Source organism: Billgrantia lactosivorans (assembly GCF_003254665.1).
GTDB classification, from domain to species: Bacteria; Pseudomonadota; Gammaproteobacteria; order Pseudomonadales; family Halomonadaceae; genus Halomonas; species Halomonas lactosivorans.
This window is the reverse complement of record NZ_QHGY01000008.1, coordinates 14,931-36,825: the sequence shown is the minus strand read 5'-3', so window position 1 is coordinate 36,825 and position 21,895 is coordinate 14,931. Positions and strand designations below refer to the sequence as shown.

Sequence of the window (21,895 nt, the reverse complement as noted above, 5' to 3'; positions counted from 1 at the left end):
TCGTGTTGCTGGCTAGGAAGCCTCAGAAAAGGCTGGATTTTTTCGGCCACGGCTGGTGTGCTGGAGCCTGGGGCCACCACAGGGAGCGGACATGGCCGACCATACGCTGGTATTCATCGTGCTGGGCCTGACGCTGGTCGCCTTCGTCTGGGGGCGCTTCCGCTACGACCTGGTGGCGCTCTCGGCCCTGCTGGTCTCGGTCATGCTGGGGCTGGTGCCGGGCGATGACGCCTTCCTCGGCTTCGGTCATCCGGCAGTTATCACCGTGGCCGCGGTGCTGGTGCTCAGCCGCGGCTTCGAGCGTTCCGGGGTGGTCGACGCCATCGCCGAGCAGGTGCTCAAGGTCGGCGATCGGCTGTTCCTTCAGCTGGTGGCGCTGACGGCCACGGTGGTGGTGCTGTCCGGCTTCATGAACAACGTCGGCGCCCTGGCGCTGCTGCTGCCGGTGGCCATGCGCCTGGCCCGCGAGCACGATACCTCGCCCTCGCTGCTGCTGATGCCGCTGGCCTTCGGCTCGCTGCTCGGCGGCCTGATGACGCTGATCGGCACGCCACCCAACATCATCATTGCCAGCTATCGTGGTTCGGTAACCGGCGAGACCTTCGGCATGTTCGACTTCTTTCCCGTGGGCGCCGTGGTGGCCCTGGCGGGGCTGGCGTTCATCGTGCTGCTGGGCTGGCGCCTGGTGCCGACGCGAGCGGGCAAGGCCTCCACCGAGGAGATGTTCGATACCGCCAACTACCTGGTGGAAATGAAGGTCGACGAGGATTCCAAGGCGGCGGGCTGGACGCTGCGCGAACTGCAGCGGGAGCTCGAGGAGAGCGTGCCGGTGCTGGCCGTGGTGCGCGACGACCGGCGCTGGGCCGGGCACGCCTTCCTGGGCACCCTGCAGGCGGGCGACATCCTGCTGGTCGAGGCGGGCCCCGAGGAGATGAAGCTGCTGGAGGACAAGGCCGGGCTGCACCTGGGGGTGGGGCCCGAGGAGCAGGAGGCGCTGGAGAACGAGGCGCAGGCGGAGCAGGGCGAACCGGCTGCCGCCGAGGCCGCATCGGCGGCGCCAGGGCCCCGCGCCGATGACGGCGGCAACGACAGCGCGAGCAGGAAACGCAAGGGCAGCAAGGAGGGCAAGGAGGGCAAGGAGGGCAAGGAGGGCAAGCGTCGCGCGGCGGACACCGAGGGCCTCGAGCTGGTCGAAGCGGTGGTGCGCAACGACTCCATGATGATCAACCGCACCGTTACCCAGCTGCGCCTGCAGAACCAGTACGGCCTGCACCTGATCGCCGTGGCGCGCGATGGCGGAAGGCTCAAGCAGCGCCTGCGCGACATTCGTTTCCGCGCCGGCGACGTGCTGCTGCTGCAGGGGGGCGAGAGCAACCTCGGCGAGAGCCTGGCGACGCTGGGCTGCCTGCCGCTGGCGCGGCGCAACCTGCCGTTGGGGCAGCCGCGCATGCTGCTGGTGTCGATCGCCGTCTTTGCCGTGGCCATCCTGGCCATGCTGATGGACTTGCTGCCGGCGGCGGTGGCCCTGTCGGCGGCGGCGCTGGTCTCGCTGCTGGTGGGCGTGCTGCCGCTGCGCGAGGCCTACCAGGCCGTCGACGGGCCGGTGCTCGTGCTGCTCGGCGCCATGATCCCCGTGGGCCAGGCGCTGGAGACCAGCGGCGGGGCGGCGCTGGTGGCCGAAAGCCTGCTCGCGGCCGGCCAGCAGTGGCCGGTGCTGGCGATCCTGGTCGGCCTGTTCCTGATCTCGATGCTGCTCTCCAACGTGATCAACAATGCCGCGGCGGCGCTGCTGATGGCGCCGATCGCCGCCAGCCTGGCCGATGGCTTCGGCGCCTCGGCCGATCCCTTCCTGATGGTGGTCGCGGTGAGTGCGTCGTGCGCCTTCCTCACGCCGATCGGGCATCAGTCCAACACCCTGGTGATGGGGCCCGGCGGCTACCGCTTCGGCGACTTCTGGCGGCTGGGGTTGCCGCTTTCGCTGCTGGTGCTGGCGGTAGCGATGCCGATGATACTGTGGGTGTGGCCGCTCTAGAGCAGGCGTATCCACCACTACGCCCCCACGGTGGTAGCCATGAAAAACCCCGGCGCTGGGCCGGGGTGATGGGGCGCTGCGTCGAGAGCGGCGTCAGGCGGCGACGTGGCGCAGGAGGTTGGCCTTGTCGGTGGCGAATTCGTCGTAGGCGAAGTCGTCCACGCTGAGCAGCTCGAGTACCTCGGCCTCGAAGGCGCGCATGAACTCGGCATCCTCCTCGCTGACCAGACCCTTCTCCCGCGCCGCCTCCAGGCGCGTCTCGGGGTGCAGCGCCTGGCGCGGCAGCTCGCCCTTGGCATAGGCCTTGTTGATCGTGCGGTAGAGCGTCTCGGCGCGGTCGTAGTCGGCCAGCAGGGCGTTGTAGCGCGCCAGCGGATTGTCCTTCACGCCGTCGTTCTCCTGCCAGGCCGCGGCAATCAGCTTGGCGCGCAGCGCGGTGTCGCGCGACACCGCCTGGGCGATCTTCCGGGTCAGATGGTCGGCGGGCCGCTTCCAGCGCCGCCCCAGCGGCATCGTCACCGCGCGCAGCACGCCCGCCAGGGCGCGGTTGGGCAGGTTGTCGAACAGCTCGTCGAAGGCCTGCTCGGCGCGCTGCAGCAGGTGGGTGCAGCTGTAGTGGAGCAGGGCGGCCTCGCCCTCGACCTTGTCGCCCTCGTGCCAGTGCTTGAGCACCATCGAGGCGAGGTAGAGGTTGGAGAGCACGTCGCCCAGGCGCGCCGATATCATCTCGCGCTGCTTGAGCGCGGCGCCGAGGCTCGCCATGGCGGCATCGGCGCACAGGCTGAAGCCGGCCGACAGACGCGCCATGTCACGGGCATAGGGTGCGGCCACGGCATCGAAGGGGACGCTCGGCTTGCCGATGCCGAGGCCCATGGTCAACGCCCGGGCGGCGTTGCCGAAGATCAGCGCCGCATGGCCGAACAAGGCGCGATCGAAGGCCGGGAGATCGTTGCTGTCAGACGCCGCCAGCTCCTCGAGCACGAAGGGGTGGCAGCGGATGGCGCCCTGCCCGAAGATCATCAGATTACGGGTCATGATGTTGGCGCCTTCGACCGTGATCGCCACCGGGTTGGCGCTGTAGCCGATGCCGAGGTAGTTGCGCGGCCCCAGGGTCACCGCCTTGCCGCCGTGAATGTCCATGGCATCGGAGAGCACGATGCGCTGGAACTCGGTGAGCTGGCTCTTGAGGATCGCCGAGGGTACCGCCGGCTTCTCGCCACGGTCGATGGTGTTGGCGGTCTGGTAGACGGCGGCCTGGGCGATGTAGCCCAGCGCGGCCATGCGCGCCAGCGGCTCCTGCACCCCCTCCATCTCCACCACCGGGACGTTGAACTGGCGACGGATGCGGGCGAAGCCGCCGGTCCAGCCCAGGGCGTAGCGCGAGGTGCCGCTGGCGCCGGAGGGCAGGGTGATGCAGCGGCCGATGGAGAGGCACTCCACCAGCATGCGCCAGCCCTGGCCGATCATCTCGGTACCGCCGATGATGGTGTCCAGCGGCACGAACACGTCCGTGCCCTTGATCGGGCCGTTGAGGAAGGGGCTGCCGATGGGGTGGTGGCGGCGACCGATCTCCATGCCCTGGGTGTCGCGCGGCACCAACGCCAGGGTGATGCCGCGGTCCTCCTCCTCGCCGAGCAGGTGGTCGGGGTCGAACAGGCGGAAGGCCAGCCCCACCACGCTGGCAATGGGGGCCAGGGTGATCCAGCGCTTCTCGAAGTTGAGGCGCAGCCCCAGCACCTCCTCGCCGTCGATCATTTCCTTGCACACGATGCCGGTGTCGGGCAGCGAGGTGGCGTCACTGCCGGCGCGCGGGCCGGTGAGACCGAAGCAGGGAATCTCGCGGCCGTCGGCCAGGCGCGGCAGGTAGTGGTCCTTCTGCGCCTGGGTACCGTACTTGAGCAGCAACTCGCCCGGCCCCAGGGAGTTGGGCACGCCCACCGTGACCATCAGCATCTCGCTGATCGAGAGCTTCTGCAGCACCAGCGACTGGGCCTTGGCCGAGAAGCCCAGGCCGCCGTACTCCTTGGGTATGATCATGCCGAAGAAGCCCTCCTGCTTCAGGTACTGCCACAGCGCCTCGGGCAGGTCGGCGCGCTCCTTGGCGATCTCCCAGGCGTTGCACATGCCGGCGGCCACCGAGCACTGGTGCTCGAGGAAGCGGCGCTCCTCCTCGCTCAGGCCCTCGTCGCGATAGCCCAGCAACCTGTCCCACTGCGGCCGGCCCGAGAATAGCTCGCCGTCCCAGGCCACGGTACCGGCTTCCAGCGCGGTACGCTCGGTGTCGGAGACCTTGGGCGAGACGCGCTTGAACATGGCGAACAGGCGCGGCGTGAGCCACTGGATGCGCAGCACCGGCAGGCCGGCCACGGCCACCGCCGTCGCGCCGAGCAGCAGCAGCACGCCGAGCACGGGGGACACCATCAGGCTCACCAGGCCAAGGCCGCCGAGCATGACCAGGATCGGCATGGCACCGGCCTCGCGCCGCATTAACGCCAGCAGGCCGGCGACGGTGAGGATCAGGAGTAGGAGGGTGAGCATGTCTTCGGCGCTCCCTTGGGTCATGTTTAGAACAGTTGTTTGAATGTGTCAGCCTAGCCCATCTCATGACGAGTGACCAGCCCGGCGACCAGGATGAACGAAGGCGCCCCGCTCGAAGGCGGGGCGCCGGGCAGGAAGTAAAGTGGTTCAGGAAGCGCTGCACAAATAGGCGAGCGAGATGAAGCGCAAGGCGCACGGAGCACAGGAACCGGAGCCTATGGGGTATAGGTGAGGATTCCGAGCACCGCGCAACGTAGCGATTCGCTCGCGCAGGCAGTTGTGCAGTGTTTCCTAGACTAGGCGTCGCTGTGGCTCGCGCCTGACCGGGCTGTCGCCGGCCACGTAGTAGGGGGCATCGGAGGGCGACAGCGGCTCGCGGCCGCGGATGCGGTCGGCGATCTTCTCGGCCAGCATGATGGTCGGTGCGTTGAGGTTGCCGGTGGGAATCACCGGAAACAGCGAGGCATCGACCACGCGCAGCCCCTCCAGGCCGTGCACGCGGCCCTGGCCGTCGACCACGGTGTCGTCGCCTTCGCCCATGCGGCAGCTGCCGCAGGGGTGGTAGGCGGTCTCGGCGTGTTCGCGCACGAAGGCGTCGAGCTCCGCGTCGCTCTGCACGTCCGGCCCCGGCGAGATCTCGCGACCGCGGTAGGGGTCCATGGCGGGCTGGGCGATGATCTCGCGGGTCAGGCGGATGGCGTCGCGGAACTCCTGCCAGTCCTTGTCCCTGGACATGTAGTTGAACAGGATGCTGGGGGCCGCCTGGGGATCGCGTGAGGTGAGGCGAATGCGCCCGCGGCTCTCGGAGCGCATCGAGCCGACGTGGGCCTGGAAACCGTGCGCCTGCACCGCGCTCTTGCCGTTGTAGCTGATGGCGATGGGCAGGAAGTGGTACTGCAGGTTGGGCCAGGGCTCGGCATCATGGGTGCGGATGAAGGCGCACGACTCGAACTGGTTGCTGGCACCGATGCCGCTGCCGAGAAACAGCCATTCCGCGCCGATCTTGGGCTGATTGAACCACTTCAGCGCCGGGTAGAGCGTGATCGGCTGCTTGCACTCGTACTGGATGTACATCTCCAGGTGGTCCTGCAGGTTCTCGCCGACACCGGGCAGGTCGTGCACCACCGGAATGTCGAACTCGCGCAGGTGCTCGGGGTTGCCGACCCCCGAGCGCAGCAGGATCTGCGGCGAGGCGATGGCCCCGGCGCACAGCAGCACCTCGCGGCGGGCGCGTACCTGCTGCGCCTGGCCGCGGCGCAGGTAGCGCACGCCCACGGCACGCTTGCCCTCGAACTCGATCACGTCGGTGGTGGCGTGGGTCTCGATGGTGAGATTGGCGCGCTGCTTGGCCTGGTCGAGGTAGCCACGCGCGGTGGAGGCGCGGCGCCCCTTGGGAGTGACGAAACGGTCCATGGGGCCGAAGCCCTCCTGCTGGTAGCCGTTGACGTCCTCGGTCTCGGGGTAGCCCGCCTGCACGCCGGCATCGACGAAGGCGCGGTATAGCTCGTTGTTGCCCTTCTTGGGGGTGGCCACGCTGACCGGACCGTCGCCGCCGTGGTAGGCGTTCGGGCCGATGTCGCGGCACTCGGCCTTCTTGAAGTAGGGCAGGCAGTCGGCGTAGCGCCAGTCCGCCAGGCCAGCCATGCTGGCCCAGTTGTCGTAGTCCAGGGCGTTGCCGCGGATATAGCACATGCCGTTGATCAGCGACGAGCCGCCGAGCCCCTTGCCGCGGCCGCACTCCATGCGGCGGCCGTTCATGTACGGCTCCGGGTCGGTCTCGAAGGCCCAGTTGTAGCGCTTGCCCTGCAGCGGGTAGGCCAGGGCAGCAGGCATCTGGGTGCGGAAGTCGAAGCGGTAGTCGGGGCCGCCCGCCTCGAGCAGCAGCACGCTGACGCCAGGGTCCTCGGTGAGGCGGGTGGCCAGCACGTTGCCGGCGGAACCGGCGCCGATGATGACGTAGTCGAACTCACGAATCTGGGACATGGCCGTCTCCTCAGAACACCGACTCGAAGGGTCCCATCTCCACCTGCACCGACTTGGTCTGGGTGTAGTGGGCCAGGGTCTCGATGCCGTTCTCGCGGCCCACACCGGACTGCTTGTAGCCGCCCACCGGCATCTCCGCCGGCGACTCGCCCCAGGTGTTGATCCAGCAGATGCCGGCTTCCAGGCGATGGATGGTGCGATGCGCCCGGGCGAGGCTCTCGGTGAACACCCCTGCGGCGAGGCCGTAATGGGTGTCGTTGGCACGGCGGATCAGTTCCTCCTCGTCGTCGAAGGCGAGGATCGACATCACCGGACCGAAGATCTCTTCGCGCACGATGCGCATGTCGTCGGTGCAATCGGTGAACACCGTGGCCGGGGCCCAGGCGCCGCGGGCGAAGTCGTCCTGGTCCAGCGGCTCGCCGCCGACCAGCACGCGGGCGCCGTCCTGCTTGCCGTACGCGATGTAGTCGAGCACCTTGGCCTGGTGTTCGAAGCTGACCAGCGGGCCGAAGTTGACATCGGGGTCGAGCGGGTCGCCGGCGCGGATGCGCGCCACGCGCTCGACGATCTTTTCTTCGAAGTCGGCCTTTACCGAGCGCTCGACGAAGACCCGCGTGCCGTTGGTGCAGATCTGTCCGCTGGAGTAGAAGTTGGCCATCATCGCGGCGTCGGCGGCGCGATCCAGGTCGGCGTCGGCGAACACGATCAGCGGCGACTTGCCGCCGAGCTCCATGGTCACGTCCTTGAGCGTCGAGCCACCGGCCGCGGCCATCACCTTCTTGCCGGTGCCCACCTCGCCGGTGAACGACACCTTGGCGATGCCGCCGTGCGCGGTCAGCAGCTGGCCGACGCGGCCGTCGCCGTGCACGACGTTGAACACGCCGTCGGGCAGTCCGGCTTCGGTGAATATCTCGGCCAGCTTCATGGCGGTCAGCGGCGTGACCTCGCTGGGCTTGAACACCACGGCGTTACCCGCGGCCAGCGCCGGGGCCGCTTTCCAGCAGGCGATCTGGATGGGGTAGTTCCAGGCGCCGATGGCGCCGATCACGCCCAGCGGCTCGCGGCGGGTGTAGACGAACGAGGACTCGCGCAGCGGAATCTGGGCGCCCTCGATGGCCGGAGCGAGGCCGGCGTAGTACTCGAGCACGTCGGCGCCGGTGACGATGTCCACCGCGGCGGTCTCGCTGATCGGCTTGCCGGTGTTGCGCGTCTCGAGCTCGGCGAGCTCGTCATTCCGCTCTCTCAAGAGTGCCACGGCACGGTTGAGGATGCGGCCGCGTTGCATGCCGCTCATGGCGGCCCAGCGGCGCTGGCCCTCCCGGGCCGAGTCGACGGCGCGATCGATGTCGGCCGGGCTGGCCTGGTCGACCCTGGCCAGCAGGCTGCCGTCATGGGGATTGACGACGTCGAAGGCTTCGCCGGAGCTTGCCGGCTCCCGGCGGCCGTCGATGTAGAGCGTCTCGGTGACGAAATCGGTCATGCTGTCTCCTTGGCGGAAGCGGTGGCAGGGGAGGGCTCGTGGCCGGCCAGCAGCTGGTCGAGATAGGCGTGGGCCAGGCGACGGGCGCGTGCGGTATCCAGCCCATCGGGGCTGAGGGTGCCGCGCAGCCACAGGCCGTCGATCATCGCCGCCAGGCCGCGGGCGGCATCGCGTGCCTCGTCGCGCGGCATCAGGCGCCGGAACTGGCTGCACAGGTTGGAGTAGAGCCGCTGGTCGTTGACGTGCTGCAGCCGCTGCAGTTGCGGCCGGTGCATGCTGCTGGCCCAGAACGCGAGCCAGGTCTTGGCGGCGGGCCCGGAGATCTGGCTGCGATCGAAGTTGCCGTCGATGATGGCGCCGAGATGGTCGCGCGGGGAAGCGCTGGACAGCTTGCGACGACGCTCCGCCACCGCCTGCCCCAGGTCGGTGAGGATCTGGCGCATGGTCGCCTCGAGCAGGCCGTCCTTGCCGCCGAAGTAGTGGCTGATGATGCCGGCCGACACCCCGGCATGCCGGGCGATCCGTAGCACCGTGGCATCGGCCAGGCCCACCTCGTCGATGGCGGCCATGGTGGCCTTGATGAGTTGGTCGCGCCGGATTGGCTCCATACCTGTCTTGGGCACCCGCTGACTCCTTCTGATGCGACGCCTGAGCGTAGTCTTTACCCAGCATGGCATTTTTTTATTGAACGTTCAATCAACAAAAAGCCGGAGCGACGCCTGGCTTGCCTGGGTGACTCGTTTCGTGCATAATCCTGCCGCGTTGAAGGGCCTTGTTCCCTAGAAGGCTACGTAGCTCAGCCGGTTAGAGCACATCACTCATAATGATGGGGTCCCCTGTTCGAATCAGGGCGTAGCCACCAGCTGTTCCGATGACGCCCGTACGACCCTGTCGTGCGGGCGTCATGCGTCTTGGGCGCGGCGCAAGAATCCGCCCTTGACCTTATGTGAGCGATCCGTATACTACGCACCGTGTTCAGGGCCATTCCCGGATAGCTCAGTCGGTAGAGCAAGTGACTGTTAATCACTGGGTCGCAGGTTCGAGTCCTGCTCCGGGAGCCATTGAACACCGCTGATCCTGACGTTCGTCATTCCTCGATAGCTCAGTCGGTAGAGCAAGTGACTGTTAATCACTGGGTCGCAGGTTCGAGTCCTGCTCCGGGAGCCATTGAACACCGCTGATCCTGACGTTCGTCATTCCTCGATAGCTCAGTCGGTAGAGCAAGTGACTGTTAATCACTGGGTCGCAGGTTCGAGTCCTGCTCGAGGAGCCATCAGCTTGTCGGCTTGTCAAGGGCCACCAGCTTGTCAACGGCCCGCAGTCCCACCCGAGAAGCCCGCCGCTTCCTGATCGCACCATTCCCGGATAGCTCAGTCGGTAGAGCAAGTGACTGTTAATCACTGGGTCGCAGGTTCGAGTCCTGCTCCGGGAGCCAGTTCCTCGTCATCGCCGCAGCCTCGCCTTGACCGCGTGACCCGCCAGCCTTGGTGCTGCCTGCCCGGTGGCGACGTTTCAGCGTCTCGGTCGGGGTCGAGTCGAGTGGCCCGGTTCTGCACGTCTCATGCGCCCGCGTGAAGACGCCCATGCCGTTCGTGGCAGTGTCGCTGGAGTCGGTCCCGGCAGGACATCTCGATCACCAGTGGGTACGCCACCGATGGTGACGTCGCGGACAGGGGGGCGTCGTCGAAGCGTGGCGGCCGGCGGCCCGGGCGTCCGCGCGCGAAAGCGGGGCGGGTTCGCGGCTGGAATCCGCCCCGGGGGGGGAGGGGCCGTCAAAGGCGGCCGGCCAGGCGTCGCTCGGTCAGCTCGGCGTAGTCGGCGAGGATGGCGGCGGCTTCGGTCACCTGGACCCGGTCCACCGGCTCGTCGCTCTCTGCATCGTCCTCGCCCTCCTCGCTGCGGGCATCGACCAGCTCCTCCAGCGGCTCCAGGCCCAGGGCCTCGCGGCGGCGGTTTTCCAGCGCCAGCTGCTCGGCATCGCGGCTCTCCACTTCGCGCTGGCGACGCTCACGATCCAGGCTGACGCTGGTCTGCTCCTCGCGCAGCCGCCGTGCCAGTTCCACCCGCTCCTTGAGGTAGACGAAGTTGGGGTGGGATTCGGCACGCTCGCGGTGCCGCGAGCGCAGGGTCTCGAGATACTCCCACGGCTCGCCGTACTGGCGGTACTGAACGGCCTGGACGGTATCCCACTCGAGCGCGTTGTCCAGGCTGCTCTCGCCGATTCGCTCCGGGTCGATCATGTCGGGGAACAGGATGTCGGGCTCCACGCCGCGATTCTGGGTGCTGTCGCCCGAGATGCGGTAGAACTTGGCGCGGGTCAGCTTGATCTGGCCGTGGCTGAGGTCGTTCAGGGTCTGCACGGTGCCCTTGCCGAAGGTGGCGCTGCCCAGCACCAGGCCGCGGCCGTAGTCCTGGATGGCGCCGGCGAAGATTTCCGAGGCCGAGGCCGACAGGCGGTTGACCAGCACGGCCAGCGGGCCGTCGTAAACGGTGCCGGTCTCGGTATCGCCGTACAGGCTGATGCGACCACGCGCGTCGCGCACCTGGACGGTGGGCCCGCGGTCGATGAACAGGCCGAGCAGCGAATTGGCTTCCTGCAGGGCGCCGCCGCCGTTGTTGCGCAGGTCGAGCACGATACCGTCGACGCCCTCGCCCTTGAGACGCTCCACTTCGCGCGCCACGTCTCGCGTGGTGCTGCGGAACTCCTCCTCGCCGGCCTGCCAGGCATCGAAGTCGACGTAGAAGGTGGGGATGGTGACCACGCCGATGTGCTGCACGCCCTCGTCCCGCTCTACTTCGATGACCTCGCCATGTGCCGCCTGGTCCTCGAGGTCGACGGTGTCGCGGGTGATCTCGACCTCGTGCGAGCGTGTCATGTCGACGGCTTCCGCCGGTACGACATCGAGACGCACCACGCTGCCCTTGGGGCCGCGGATCAGGTCGACCACCTCGTCCAGCCGCATGCCGACGACGTTGACCATCTCCTCCTCGTCCTCCTGGCCGACGCCAACGATGCGGTCGGCGGGCTCGAGCACGCCGGCGCGATCCGCCGGGCCTCCGGGCACCAGGCTGGTGACCTTCACGTACTCGCCGTCCGACTGCAGCATGGCGCCAATGCCCTCCAGCGACAGGCGCATCTGGATGTCGAACGACTCCCCCTGGCGCGGGGAGAGGTACTCGGTATGCGGGTCGATGCTGCTGGTCACCGCGGCCATGAACAGGCCGAACACGTCCTCGCCGTTGGTCTGGCGCAGGCGTGTGAGCTGTCCTTCGTAGCGCTGGCGCAGGTTGTTCTCCACCTGCTCCTCGTCCTGGCCGCTGATGTCGAGGGTCAGGGCGTCGTTCTTCAGGCGCTTGCGCCACAGCTCCTCGAGCTCGGCCTCGCTGGTGGCCCAGTCGGCGTCGCGGCGATCGAGATCGAGCCGCATGTCGGTCTCGTAGGTAAAGTTCAGCCCCTCGTCGAGGGCGTCCAGCAGCCACTCGAAGCGGCTCTCGGCGCGATCGTGGTAGCGCTGGTAGAGCTCGTAGGCGGGTTCCAGCTCGCCTTCGAAGAGCATGTCGTCGATGCGCTCCTCGAGGTGGCTGAACTCCTCGACGTCGCTTTCGAGCAGGAAGGCACGCTGGCCGTCCAGGATGTCGAGATAGCGCTCGAAGGCCAGCCGCGACCAGGCGTCATCGAGAGCGGTGTCGGCGTAATGCCCATAGCGCAGCGATTCGGCCACCTCCACGGCGGCCTGGCGCTGATCTTCGCCGGGCTGGATCTGAGCAAGCGCCAGTTGAGCGCACGACAGCAGCAACGCCAGCGTCAGGACCGCTGTGCGCCGAATAACGACAAACTGGCTCATCGATGAAGCACCCCTGGTTTCGTGTACACTTCCTTCCCTAGACAAGCGTATGCCCTGTGAGTTGCCAAAAGCAGACATCGCATTGTAGCAGCTCTCGCGTCAACCTTAGACCCCAGATGAGGACCCTCATGTCTCGGGAAGCCCGTCTCGAGCGCCTGCTCGACTTTCTGCACCGTTCCCCCACGCCGTGGCATGCCGTGGCCGCCATGGCCGAGCGGCTCGAAGCCGCCGGCTTTCGACGCCTCGACGAGAGCCAGGCCTGGCAGCTCTCGCCGGGCGAGCGGGTCTACGTCACGCGCAACGGCTCGTCCATCGTGGCGCTGCAGCTGCCTCATGACGGGCTCGAGGCGCTGCGCATGATCGGTGCCCATACCGACAGCCCCGGGCTGCGGCTCAAGCCGCATGCCGCCCAGACCGCGTCGGGCTGGCTGCAGCTCGGCGTCGAGCTCTACGGCGGCGCGCTGCTGGCGCCTTGGTACGACCGCGACCTGGGGCTGGCCGGTCGCATCCACGTGCGGCACCCCGACGGCCGCCTCGAGGGTGTGCTGCTGCACGTGGATCGGCCGATCGCCATCATCCCCAGCCTGGCGATCCACCTCGATCGCGACGTCAACGCCGGACGCGCGATCAATGCCCAGACGCAGATGCCGCCGGTGTGCCTGCAGGGCGGCGAGAAGGCCGATCTGCCGCGGCTGCTGCTCGAGTGGCTGGAGGCCCAGCACGGTATCTCCGGGGTCGAGATTCTCGACTTCGAACTGGCGCTGCACGACGTGCAGCCGCCGGCGCTGGTGGGGGTCGCCGGCGAGCTGGTAGCCAGCGCGCGCCTGGACAACCTGCTCTCCTGCTTCATCGGCCTGGAAGCGCTGCTGGAAAGCGACGGCAGCCAGGGCGTGGCGGTGGTCGCCAACGACCATGAGGAGGTCGGCAGCGCCAGCGCCTGCGGTGCCCAGGGGCCGTTCCTCGGCGACGTGCTGCGTCGCGTCAATGCCCAGCTCGGCGAGCCCGGCGACGAGGGCTTCATCCGCCTGATCCAGGCCTCGCGGATGATCTCCTGCGACAACGCCCACGCCCTGCACCCCAACTTCCCCGACAAGCATGACGCCGCCCACGGGCCGGCGCTCAACGGTGGCCCGGTGATCAAGGTCAACGCCAACCAGCGCTACGCCACCAACAGCGCCACCGCGGCGCTGTTCCGCGACCTCTGCCGCGAGGCCGGGGTGCCGGTGCAGACCTTCGTCACCCGCGCCGACATGGGTTGCGGCAGCACCATCGGGCCGATCACCGCCACCGAGCTCGGCGTGCCGACGCTGGACGTCGGCGTGCCGCAGTGGGCCATGCACTCGATCCGCGAGACGGCGGGCAGTCACGACGTCGACTACCTGACCCGGGCGCTGGTCGCCTTCGCCAATCGCCCGCGGCTGGCCTGAGTCGCCACCATGAAAAACCCGGCGCCCACAGAGGGCGCCGGGTTTTTTTCGAGCTCTGGTGGCTACGCCCTGACTCGAACAGGGGACCCCATCATTATGAGTGATGTGCTCTAACCAACTGAGCTACGTAGCCAATCAACGGAGGCGAAGTTTACGGATTCGTCCCATCCAGGTCAAGGTTCACGTCGATATCCGGGGCGCGTGCAGAGGCAGCTTCCTCACACGTTGAAGCGGAAGTGGATCACGTCGCCGTCCTGAACGACGTACTCCTTGCCTTCGAGTCGCCATTTGCCGGCATCCTTGGCCCCCTGCTCGCCGCCCAGGGTGACGAAGTCGTCGTAGGCGATCACCTCCGCGCGGATGAAGCCCTTCTGGAAGTCGGTGTGGATCACGCCGGCGGCTTCGGGGGCGGTGGCGCCGATCTTGACCGTCCAGGCACGCACCTCCTTGACTCCCGCGGTGAAGTAGGTCTGCAGGCCGAGCAACTGGTAGCCGGCGCGGATCACGCGATCGAGCCCCGGTTCCTCCATGCCCATCTCGTCGAGGAACATGGCGCGCTCCTCGTCGTCGAGCTCGGCGATCTCGGCCTCCAGCTGGTTGCACACCGGCACCACCACGGCGCCTTCCTCGGCAGCGATCTCGTTGACGATATCGAGGTAGGGGTTGTTCTCGAAGCCATCCTCGTTGACGTTGGCGATGTACATGGTCGGCTTGAGGGTCAGGAAGCCGAAGCTCTTGAGCTGGCGCTTCTCGTCGTCGTCGAGGCCTGCGCTTCTCAGCGGCAGGCCCTCGGCCAGGTGCGGCTGGATGCGGTCGAGGATCGCCTTGGTCGCGATGGCCTCCTTGTCGCCGCCCTTGACCACGCGGACCAGGCGCTGGATGGCGCGTTCGACGGTGTCGAGGTCGGCCAGCGCCAGCTCCAGGTTGATGGTCTCGATGTCGGCGTGCGGGTCGACCTGGTTGGCCACGTGGATCACGTTGTCGTTGTCGAAGCAGCGCACCACGTGGGCGATGGCCTGGGTCTCGCGGATGTTGGCGAGGAACTGGTTGCCGAGCCCCTCGCCCTTGGAGGCGCCCGCCACCAGCCCGGCGATGTCGACGAACTCCATGGTGGTGGGGATCACCTTCTGGGGCTTCACGATCTCGGCCAGCCGGTCCAGCCGCGGGTCAGGCATCGGCACGATGCCGACATTGGGCTCGATGGTGCAGAAGGGGAAGTTCTCGGCGTCGATGCCGGACTTGGTCAGGGCGTTGAAGAGGGTCGACTTGCCCACATTGGGCAGGCCGACGATACCGCAGTTGAAACCCATGGTGATGTCCTGAGTGAAATGGCGGGTGGCGCTCGCGACTGGGCGCTATTCTAGAACAGCCTCGAAGGCCGTTCAGCCTTCGAAACTGTGCAGCCGGCTCATGGCACGGGCCCAGTCTCCCGTCACGGCCAGTGACAGCGTCGCCAGGCACTCGTTGAGCGCGGCGCCGATGGCCTCGAGCTCGGCCTTGCCGGGGCGCCCCAGCACGTAGTTGGTCACCTGGCGCGAGTCGCCGGGGTGGCCGATGCCGATGCGCAGGCGGTTGAAGCCCTTGTCGCCCAGCGCGCTGATGATGTCGCGCAGGCCGTTGTGACCGCCGTGGCCGCCGCCCTGCTTGTAGCGGGCGGTGCCGGAGGGGAGGTCGAGCTCGTCGTGGGCCACCAGCAACTCGTCGGGGGCGATCTTGAAGAACTGGCACAGCGCTGCCACGGCCGCGCCGCTGCGGTTCATGAAGGTGGTGGGCTCGAGCAGGTGCAGCTCTTGCCCGTCGAGCAGCACCTTGGCGTAGAGGCCGAGGAACTTCTTCTCCGGGCGCAGCTCGGTGCCGGCCTGGCGGGCCAGGATCTCGACCAGCCAGGCGCCGGCGTTGTGGCGCGTGGCGGCGTAGTTGTCACCGGGATTGCCCAGCCCGATGATCGCCTTGACCTGGGGCATGTGGGACCTCCAAACGAAAACAAGCGCCGCAGCGCTTGATCGGGTCGGGGTGGGGCCGCCTGGCAGGCGGCCCCGACGGCGGGCGCTTACTCGGCGCTGCCTTCTTCGTCTTCCTCGCCTTCACTCTCGCCTTCTTCGGCCTCGCTGCGGCCCTTCGGCTTGGTGATGCTCAGCACGGCGTTGTCGTGGTCGGCGCCGTGAGTCAGCTCGACCAGGGTGACGCCGGCCGGCAGCTTGAGGTCGGAGAGGTGCAGGGTGGTGCCCATCTCGATGTCGCTGATATCGACCTCGAGGAAGTCGGGCAGGTCCTTCGGCAGGCAGCTGATCTGGACTTCGTTGGAGAGCACGTGCAGCTCGCCGCCCTGGTCCTTGATGCCCTTGGACTTCTCCTCGCCCACCACGTGCAGCGGCACGCTGATGGTGATCTCGTGGGTGGCATCCACGCGCATGAAGTCGGCGTGGGTGACCAGCGGCTTGTACGGGTGACGCTGCAGGTCACGCACCACCACCTGCTCGCTCTTGCCGTCGATGACCAGATTGAGCACCGAGGAGAAGAAGGCCTCGTCCTCGATCGCCTTGTAGAAGGCGGACTTCTCGAGGGAGATCGGCTGGGGGGCCTTCTCGCCACCGTAGACGATGGCCGGCACTTCGAGGTTCGCACGACGCAGGCGGCGGCTCGCACCTTTCCCCAGGTCGTTGCGAACGCTGGCATTGAGTGTGAAATCGGACATGTTGTTGCCTCTTGCTGAAGGTAAGGGAGGCGTGCGACCCGCGACCTGATCGCGACGTTCCCGAAAGCCCCGGTGGGGCGCTACTCCGGCGCCATCCTCAGTGGAACATGGCGCTGACGGATTCCTCGTTGCTGACGCGGCGGATCGCCTCGGCGATCAGACCGGCCACGCTGAGCTGACGAATCTTGCCGCTGCGACGGGCGACGTCGGACAGCGGAATGGTATCGGTGACCACCACCTCGTCGAGCACCGAGCCGGTGATGTTCTCCACCGCCGGGCCCGAGAGGATCGGGTGGGTGGCATAGGCCACCACGCGGCGCGCGCCATGTTCCTTCAGCGCGTCACCGGCCTTGCACAGGGTGCCGGCGGTATCGATCATGTCGTCCACCACCACGCAGGTGCGGTTCTCGATCTCGCCGATGATGTGCATCACCTGGGCCTGGTTGGCCTGCGGGCGACGCTTGTCGATGATGGCGAGGTCGGCATTGAGCTGCTTGGCGATGGCGCGGGCGCGGACCACGCCGCCCACGTCGGGCGATACCACCACCAGGTCGTCGTAGTTCTGGCGCTCGATGTCGTCGAGCAGGATCGGCGAGCCGTAGACGTTGTCCACCGGCACGTCGAAGAAGCCCTGGATCTGGTCGGCGTGCAGGTCCATGGTCATCACCCGGTCGACGCCCGCCTTGACCATCATGTCGGCCACCACCTTGGCCGAGATCGGCACCCGGGCGGAGCGTACCCGGCGATCCTGGCGCGCGTAGCCGAAGTAGGGCACCACGGCGGTGATCCGGGTGGCCGAGGCCCGACGCAGGGCGTCGACCATCAGGATCAGCTCCATCAGGTTGTCGTTGGTCGGGGCGCAGGTGGACTGCAGGATGAAGACGTCCTTGCCGCGAACGTTCTCGTTGATCTCGACCGCGATCTCGCCATCGCTGAACTGCCCGACCGTGGCATTACCCATGCGAGTGTCGAGACTCTCGGCGATCTTCTGGGCAAGTTCGGGATTGGCATTCCCGGCAAAAACCATCAATTTTGACACGCGCATCCACCTATGCAGTGTTGGGGAGCCCCGTCGACGATGAGCCGGGTTGCCGTGAGCGAAGCCGCAGCGCTTCGGGCGTTCGCCGGCCTCATGTCCATCGACCTAGAGCAGCATGTAGCGGGGAGAGGTTCTGGCCGCGGGCGATGAAAGCAGTATAGCGGCCCGGCAGGTCGGCCAGTAGGCGCCGCGCCGTGGCCTCCGCGTCCAGCCGAGCGAAGATGCAGGCACCGGTTCCCGTCAGCATGGCGGGTGCCCGCCGGCCAAGCCAGTCGAGCGCTTCGGCGACCTGCGGATAGAGTGACCTGACCGTCGGCTCGCAGTCGTTGTGCCAGCTGGGCGCTCCCCCCTGCAGTGCGCGCGCCATGGTAATCGGGGGCGTGTTACGTGTCAATTGCGCGGCCCCGAACACCGCGGCGGTGGCGACCTCGATGCCGGGGTGCACGACCAGGAACCACGGGGTGTCGAGCGCTACCGGCGTGAGCCGCTCGCCCACGCCTTCGGCCCAGGCGGCGTGGCCGTGGACGAATACCGGCACGTCGGCGCCGAGGCGCAGGCCGAGCTGGGCCAGCCGCGCGAGGGGGAGCCCCAGTTGCCACAGTCGATCGAGGCCGAGCAGCGTGGTGGCGGCGTCGCTGCTGCCGCCGCCGAGGCCGCCGCCCATGGGCAGCCGCTTGGTCAGCCGGATGTCGGCGCCCAGGCGGCAGCCGGTCTCCTCCTGCAGCAGTCTGGCAGCCCGCACGATCAGGTTGTCGCCGTCGGCGACTCCGGGCAGGCCGGGCGTCAGGCGGATCTCGCCGTCCTTCCTCGGCCGAAAGTGCAACGCGTCGCCGTGGTCGAGAAACTGGAACAGGGTCTGCAGCTCGTGGTAGCCATCGTCCCGGCGCCCGGTGATGTGCAGCAGGCGGTTGAGCTTGGCCGGCGCCGGCAAGGCGAGCTCGCTCATCGGTTCATTCATCGAGCGTGGGGCGCCACTCCGTGACCACCAGCGTCACGCGCAGGTCGTCGTACTCCATGACCAGGCGACGGGGCAGCGTCAGCGAATCGACCTCGGTCCAGTCGCGGTAGTCGATCCGCCAGCCGTCCTGCTCCAGGCGCTGGGGAAAGCCCGAGTCGTCGCGCTCGAGGCGGAATTCGCTGTGGTCGGCCGGCAGGCCGCGGATCCAGTCGGACAGTGAGCTGACCGGCAGCGACCAGCCCAGCTGCTGCTGCATCAGCGACTCGGGGGTCGCGGCCTCGAAGCGGCCCTCGGCGTTGGTCAGCGAGAAGCGTCCCTCGCGGCCCTCCAGCAGGTTGCGGCCGCTGCCGAAGGGGCCGCTGATCAGCATGCGGTAATAATGCGGGTGCTGGCTCCAGTCGAGGTTGGCGCTGGTCGACTCCTCCGGCGTGCGCAGGCCGGCCTTGCCCATCAGCGTCCAGGTGTCCAGCGCTTCCAGGCGCTCCTGCTGGGCTTCCCAGCGGCCGGCCGCGCGCTCGCCGTCGGGTGCCGCGCCCGGCGTGGCGCAGCCGGCCAGCAGGGCAAGGGCGAGGCCCGCGGCAAGCCAGCGTATCGCATAGGGGGGGCGTCTCATGGCATCGTCTCGTTGGCAGTGGATGGTCAGGGGGCCAGCTCGGGAACGCGCTCGAGGAGCTCGTCGATCAGCGGGTGTTCGTCCTGCTGGCGCAGGGCACGTTCCACGACGCGTCGCGCCTCGTCTTGGCGATCGAGGGCCCACAGCACCTCGGCCAGGTGGGCGGCGATCTCCTGATCGGGCATGCCGGCGTAGGCGCGCTCCAGCCAGGCCAGGGCGCGCTCCGGGTCACCGAGCCGATAGTGAACCCAGCCCATGCTGTCCATGATCGCGGGGTTGCCGGGCTCGAGCGCGTGGGCGCGTTCGATCAGCTCGCGGGCCTCCTCGAGGCGCTCGGGGTCGTTGATGTCGGCCAGCGTGTAGCCCAGCGCATTGAGGGCGGAGGCGTTGTCCGGGTTGGCTTCGATGATGCGCCCCAGGTCCCGCTCCATGCCCTCGAGATCGCCCTGCGCCCAGGCACGCATGGCGCGCAGATAGAGCAGCGGTTCGTCGTTGGGCGTGCGCGAGAGCTCGCGGTCGAGCAGGGCATCGGCCTCGGTGCGCAGGCCGGCCTCGTCGAGCAGCTCCACTTCCAGGGCGAGCAGCTCGCTGAACTGGGATTCGTGGCGCAGGCGCTCGATACGCAGGAAGGCCCGGGCGTCGACCAGACGCTCGTCCTCGATCAGCATCTGGGCGGCGCGCAGGCGGGCGCGCAGGAAGTCGCCGCCGGGCTCCACCTGGCGGTAATACAGCAGGGCGTTATCGATCTCACCCTCCTCCTCGGCGATGATGCCCAGCAGGTAGAAGGCGGCGGGAGGGGGCTCGTCGCTGCTGACCAGCGGCAGCAGCAGGCGCCGAGCCGCGTCCAGATGGTCGTCCTCCAGAAAGAGGCGGGCCAGCGAGATGTGCAGCTCCTGGTTGCCGACGTGTTCGTCCATCAGCGTCGAGGTGTACTCCTCGGCGGCGTCGACGTTGCCCAGTCTCAGCTCGGCCTGTGCCAGCAGCAGCAGGAAGCGCGGGTCGCCGGGCGAGACTTCCAGGCCGCGGCGGGCTGCCTCACGGGCCTGGCGTGGGTTGTCGACCTCCAGCGCCAGCTGGGCGCGGGTCAGCCACAGGGCGGGCAGCTCCGAGTGATTGCGCTCGAGCTGGTCCAGGCGCCGTTCGGCCTGCTGGCGCTGGCCGGTGGCCGCCTCGAGCGTGGCCATGGCGAGCACGGCATCATGGTAATGGGGCTGGCGATCGGCGCTGCTGCGTTCAAGATATTCACCCAGCCGTTCGCGAAGGGGGAGCGGGTCGGTGCCCGATTCCAGTGCCAGCTCGGCGAGCAGGGTCAGCTCGGCATGCTGGCCCTGGTCGGCCAGCGCCAGGCGCCACTCTAGCGCCTTGGGCCAGTCGCCGCGCTGCAGGGCCAGGCCGGCTAGCAGGCGCAGCGGCGCTTCCGCGGCCGGGTCGAGTTCGTGCCAGGTGGCCACGGCCTGCTGGAGCAGCAGCACGTCGTTGCTGAAGCGCGCCGCCAGGGTGCCGCGCTCGGCGAGCGGCGCGAAGGCGTAGCGTTCGGCCATGGTCAGGTAGCCCTGCGTGGCGCGGCGATAGTCGCCGCGCTGCCCCGCGAACTCCGCCGTCAACAGCGTGGCCAGCCCCTCTGCGTCCAGGCCGTGCTCGATGGGGGGGGCGGAGTCCATGGGGTCGTCTTGCGACGTGGCCGAAGGGGAGGGGGCCAGGCTCTGGCATCCGCCCAGCAGAACGGCCAGGCCAAGCACTGCCAGTCCCTGGCGTGAAGAGCGTATCAGCGTCGAGGGCATGCGTATCTCATCCGGTGTCCCGAGGTGCCAGCATACCGGCTAGTTGTCGATGGGCAAAGGGATCGCTGCGTCGCCGATGCCGCCAGGTGAATGCCCCCCGCTTGTCGTGCGTCAAGGGCTGGCGTCGTGCGCCTGGCGCCGAGATCGGAAGGCTGTGATAGAATGCAGCGCCGCAGAGACGGTTTTTTTCATTTACGGTGCCGCCGGCCGACATCACCGAAGACGCTTAACGCATGACGCTCCTTGCCCTTGGAATCAACCACAGGACGGCCACTGTCGCGGTGCGCGAGCGGGTCGCCTTCAGCCCCGCTCAACTCGAGTCGGCGTTGGCCGAGTTACGTCACCTGCCCCAGGTGCACGAAGCGGCGGTCCTGTCGACCTGCAATCGCACGGAGCTGTATTGCGTCACCGAGCCGAGCGGCGAGCGTGCCGTCCTCGACTGGCTGAGCGATTTCCACGGGCTGGCGCTCGAGGAGCTCACCCCCTGCGCCTACCATTACCTGGACAACGACGCCGCGCGCCACCTGATGCGTGTCGCCGTGGGGCTGGATTCCATGGTGCTGGGCGAGCCGCAGATCCTCGGCCAGCTCAAGGACGCCTACCAGTCGGCGCGCCAGGCGAGCGGCCTGGGCGGTGAGCTGGAGCTGCTGTTCCAGCACACCTTCGCGGTGGCCAAGCAGGTACGCACGCGTACCGGCATCGGCCAGAACCCGGTCTCCGTGGCCTACGCCGCGGTGAGCCTGGCCAGTCGCATCTTCGACGACTTCGGTCGCTCGCGGGCGCTGCTGATCGGCGCCGGGGAGACCATCGAGCTGGTGGCCCGTCACCTGCGCGAGGCCGGCGTACGCAACATGATCGTGGCCAACCGCACGCGCGAACGCGCCGAGCTGCTGGCGGGCGAGTTCAATGCCGAGGCGATCTCGCTCAACGAGATCCCCGACGCCCTGGCCCGCGCCGACATCGTCATCTCCTCCACCGCCGCGCCGCTGCCGATCCTGGGCAAGGGCATGGCCGAACGGGCCTTGAAGAAGCGCCGCCATCGGCCGATCTTCATGGTCGACATTGCCGTGCCGCGCGACATCGAGCCCGAGGTCGGCGACCTGGACGACATCTTCCTGTATACCGTCGACGACCTCAACGAGGTGATCCAGGAGAACCGCCGCCATCGCCAGGCGGCGGCCGACCAGGCGGAGGCACTGATCGAGCATGGCGTCCACGTCTGGCAGCACGAGCGGCGCATCCGCGACAGCGGCGAGCTGATCCGGCGCTACCGCGACCAGGCGGCCGAACTGCGCGAGTACTCCGAGCGCCAGGCCCTGGCCCGGTTGTCTCGCGGCGAGGACCCCGAGGAGGTGGTGCGGCTGCTGGCGCACCAGCTCACCAACCGCCTGCTGCACCGTCCCACGGTGGCCCTGCGCGAAGCCTCCGGTGGCGAGCGCCGCGACCTGCTCAATGCCGCCGAGGCGCTGCTGCTGGACGCCCCATCCACGAAACCCTGACAGGA

The 21,895-nt window shown here is 68.1% G+C and carries 15 protein-coding genes and 6 tRNA genes; 8 read left to right on the top strand and 13 right to left on the bottom strand.

The features are described from left to right. The first annotated feature begins 91 nt into the window (after positions 1-91). The gene (locus DIS04_RS15195) at positions 92-2,032 is read left to right on the top strand and encodes an SLC13 family permease (RefSeq protein WP_111414633.1); all 1,941 of its coding nucleotides are present in this window, start codon (positions 92-94) and stop codon (positions 2,030-2,032) included. A gap of 93 nt (positions 2,033-2,125) precedes the next feature. Here the strand turns inward: DIS04_RS15195 and DIS04_RS15190 are convergent, their stop codons facing one another. The 4 genes from DIS04_RS15190 to betI form a co-directional block, all read right to left on the bottom strand. Beyond that, the gene (locus DIS04_RS15190; RefSeq protein ID WP_111414632.1) at positions 2,126-4,570 is read right to left on the bottom strand and encodes an acyl-CoA dehydrogenase; all 2,445 of its coding nucleotides are present in this window, start codon (positions 4,568-4,570) and stop codon (positions 2,126-2,128) included. A gap of 291 nt (positions 4,571-4,861) precedes the next feature. Further along, on the bottom strand, positions 4,862-6,553 hold the full coding sequence (gene betA / locus DIS04_RS15185; protein WP_111414631.1) for a choline dehydrogenase: 1,692 nt from the start codon (positions 6,551-6,553) through the stop codon (positions 4,862-4,864). Positions 6,554-6,563: 10 nt separating this feature from the next. Continuing rightward, a complete protein-coding gene (gene betB / locus DIS04_RS15180) occupies positions 6,564-8,033 on the bottom strand; it encodes a betaine-aldehyde dehydrogenase (RefSeq protein ID WP_111414630.1) in 1,470 nt (489 codons plus the stop codon). Further along, positions 8,030-8,656: a transcriptional regulator BetI gene (betI, locus tag DIS04_RS15175; protein WP_179951283.1), complete on the bottom strand. Its 627-nt coding sequence runs from the start codon at positions 8,654-8,656 to the stop codon at positions 8,030-8,032. The genes betB and betI overlap by 4 nt, the downstream gene beginning before the upstream one ends. A gap of 162 nt (positions 8,657-8,818) precedes the next feature. On the opposite strand from betI, the gene DIS04_RS15170 reads away from it, so the two are divergent. From DIS04_RS15170 to DIS04_RS15150, 5 genes are all read left to right on the top strand, one after another. Beyond that, positions 8,819-8,895, top strand: a tRNA-Met gene (locus tag DIS04_RS15170). 123 nt (positions 8,896-9,018) lie between these two features. Further along, positions 9,019-9,094: transfer RNA gene (locus tag DIS04_RS15165), tRNA-Asn, on the top strand. Positions 9,095-9,124: 30 nt separating this feature from the next. Further along, a tRNA-Asn gene (locus DIS04_RS15160) sits at positions 9,125-9,200 on the top strand. 30 nt (positions 9,201-9,230) lie between these two features. Continuing rightward, positions 9,231-9,306, top strand: a tRNA-Asn gene (locus tag DIS04_RS15155). Positions 9,307-9,392: 86 nt separating this feature from the next. Next, positions 9,393-9,468 (top strand) — tRNA-Asn (locus tag DIS04_RS15150). A gap of 337 nt (positions 9,469-9,805) precedes the next feature. On the opposite strand, the gene DIS04_RS15145 is transcribed toward DIS04_RS15150, so the two are convergent. Continuing rightward, positions 9,806-11,878 (bottom strand): carboxy terminal-processing peptidase, encoded by a 2,073-nt coding sequence (locus DIS04_RS15145; protein WP_111414628.1) that lies wholly within the window; start codon positions 11,876-11,878, stop codon positions 9,806-9,808. 128 nt (positions 11,879-12,006) lie between these two features. Between DIS04_RS15145 and DIS04_RS15140 the strand changes: the two genes are divergently transcribed. Next, a complete protein-coding gene (locus DIS04_RS15140; protein WP_111414627.1) occupies positions 12,007-13,305 on the top strand; it encodes a M18 family aminopeptidase in 1,299 nt (432 codons plus the stop codon). A gap of 56 nt (positions 13,306-13,361) precedes the next feature. On the opposite strand, the gene DIS04_RS15135 is transcribed toward DIS04_RS15140, so the two are convergent. The 8 genes from DIS04_RS15135 to DIS04_RS15100 all read right to left on the bottom strand — a co-directional run bounded on the left by DIS04_RS15135 (position 13,362) and on the right by DIS04_RS15100 (position 20,391). Continuing rightward, positions 13,362-13,438, bottom strand: a tRNA-Met gene (locus DIS04_RS15135). 85 nt (positions 13,439-13,523) lie between these two features. After that, positions 13,524-14,615: a redox-regulated ATPase YchF gene (gene ychF / locus DIS04_RS15130; protein WP_111414626.1), complete on the bottom strand. Its 1,092-nt coding sequence runs from the start codon at positions 14,613-14,615 to the stop codon at positions 13,524-13,526. 72 nt (positions 14,616-14,687) lie between these two features. Further along, complete coding sequence (pth, locus tag DIS04_RS15125) at positions 14,688-15,269, bottom strand: aminoacyl-tRNA hydrolase (protein ID WP_111414625.1); 582 nt, start codon at positions 15,267-15,269, stop codon at positions 14,688-14,690. A gap of 86 nt (positions 15,270-15,355) precedes the next feature. After that, positions 15,356-16,000, bottom strand: a complete 645-nt coding sequence (locus tag DIS04_RS15120) for a 50S ribosomal protein L25/general stress protein Ctc (protein ID WP_111414624.1) — start codon at positions 15,998-16,000, stop codon at positions 15,356-15,358. A 97-nt stretch (positions 16,001-16,097) separates the two neighbouring features. Then, positions 16,098-17,039: a ribose-phosphate pyrophosphokinase gene (locus DIS04_RS15115; RefSeq protein ID WP_176342835.1), complete on the bottom strand. Its 942-nt coding sequence runs from the start codon at positions 17,037-17,039 to the stop codon at positions 16,098-16,100. Positions 17,040-17,130: 91 nt separating this feature from the next. Then, positions 17,131-17,985, bottom strand: a complete 855-nt coding sequence (gene ispE, locus DIS04_RS15110) for a 4-(cytidine 5'-diphospho)-2-C-methyl-D-erythritol kinase (protein ID WP_111414623.1) — start codon at positions 17,983-17,985, stop codon at positions 17,131-17,133. A 4-nt stretch (positions 17,986-17,989) separates the two neighbouring features. After that, the gene (lolB, locus tag DIS04_RS15105; RefSeq protein ID WP_111414622.1) at positions 17,990-18,610 is read right to left on the bottom strand and encodes a lipoprotein insertase outer membrane protein LolB; all 621 of its coding nucleotides are present in this window, start codon (positions 18,608-18,610) and stop codon (positions 17,990-17,992) included. Between the two features lie 26 nt (positions 18,611-18,636). Continuing rightward, positions 18,637-20,391, bottom strand: coding sequence for a tetratricopeptide repeat protein (locus DIS04_RS15100; RefSeq protein WP_179951282.1), 1,755 nt, complete (start codon positions 20,389-20,391; stop codon positions 18,637-18,639). A 233-nt stretch (positions 20,392-20,624) separates the two neighbouring features. Between DIS04_RS15100 and hemA the strand changes: the two genes are divergently transcribed. Beyond that, entirely contained in the window at positions 20,625-21,890 is a 1,266-nt protein-coding gene (hemA, locus tag DIS04_RS15095; RefSeq protein ID WP_111414621.1) for a glutamyl-tRNA reductase, read from the top strand. The last annotated feature ends 5 nt before the right edge of the window (positions 21,891-21,895 follow it).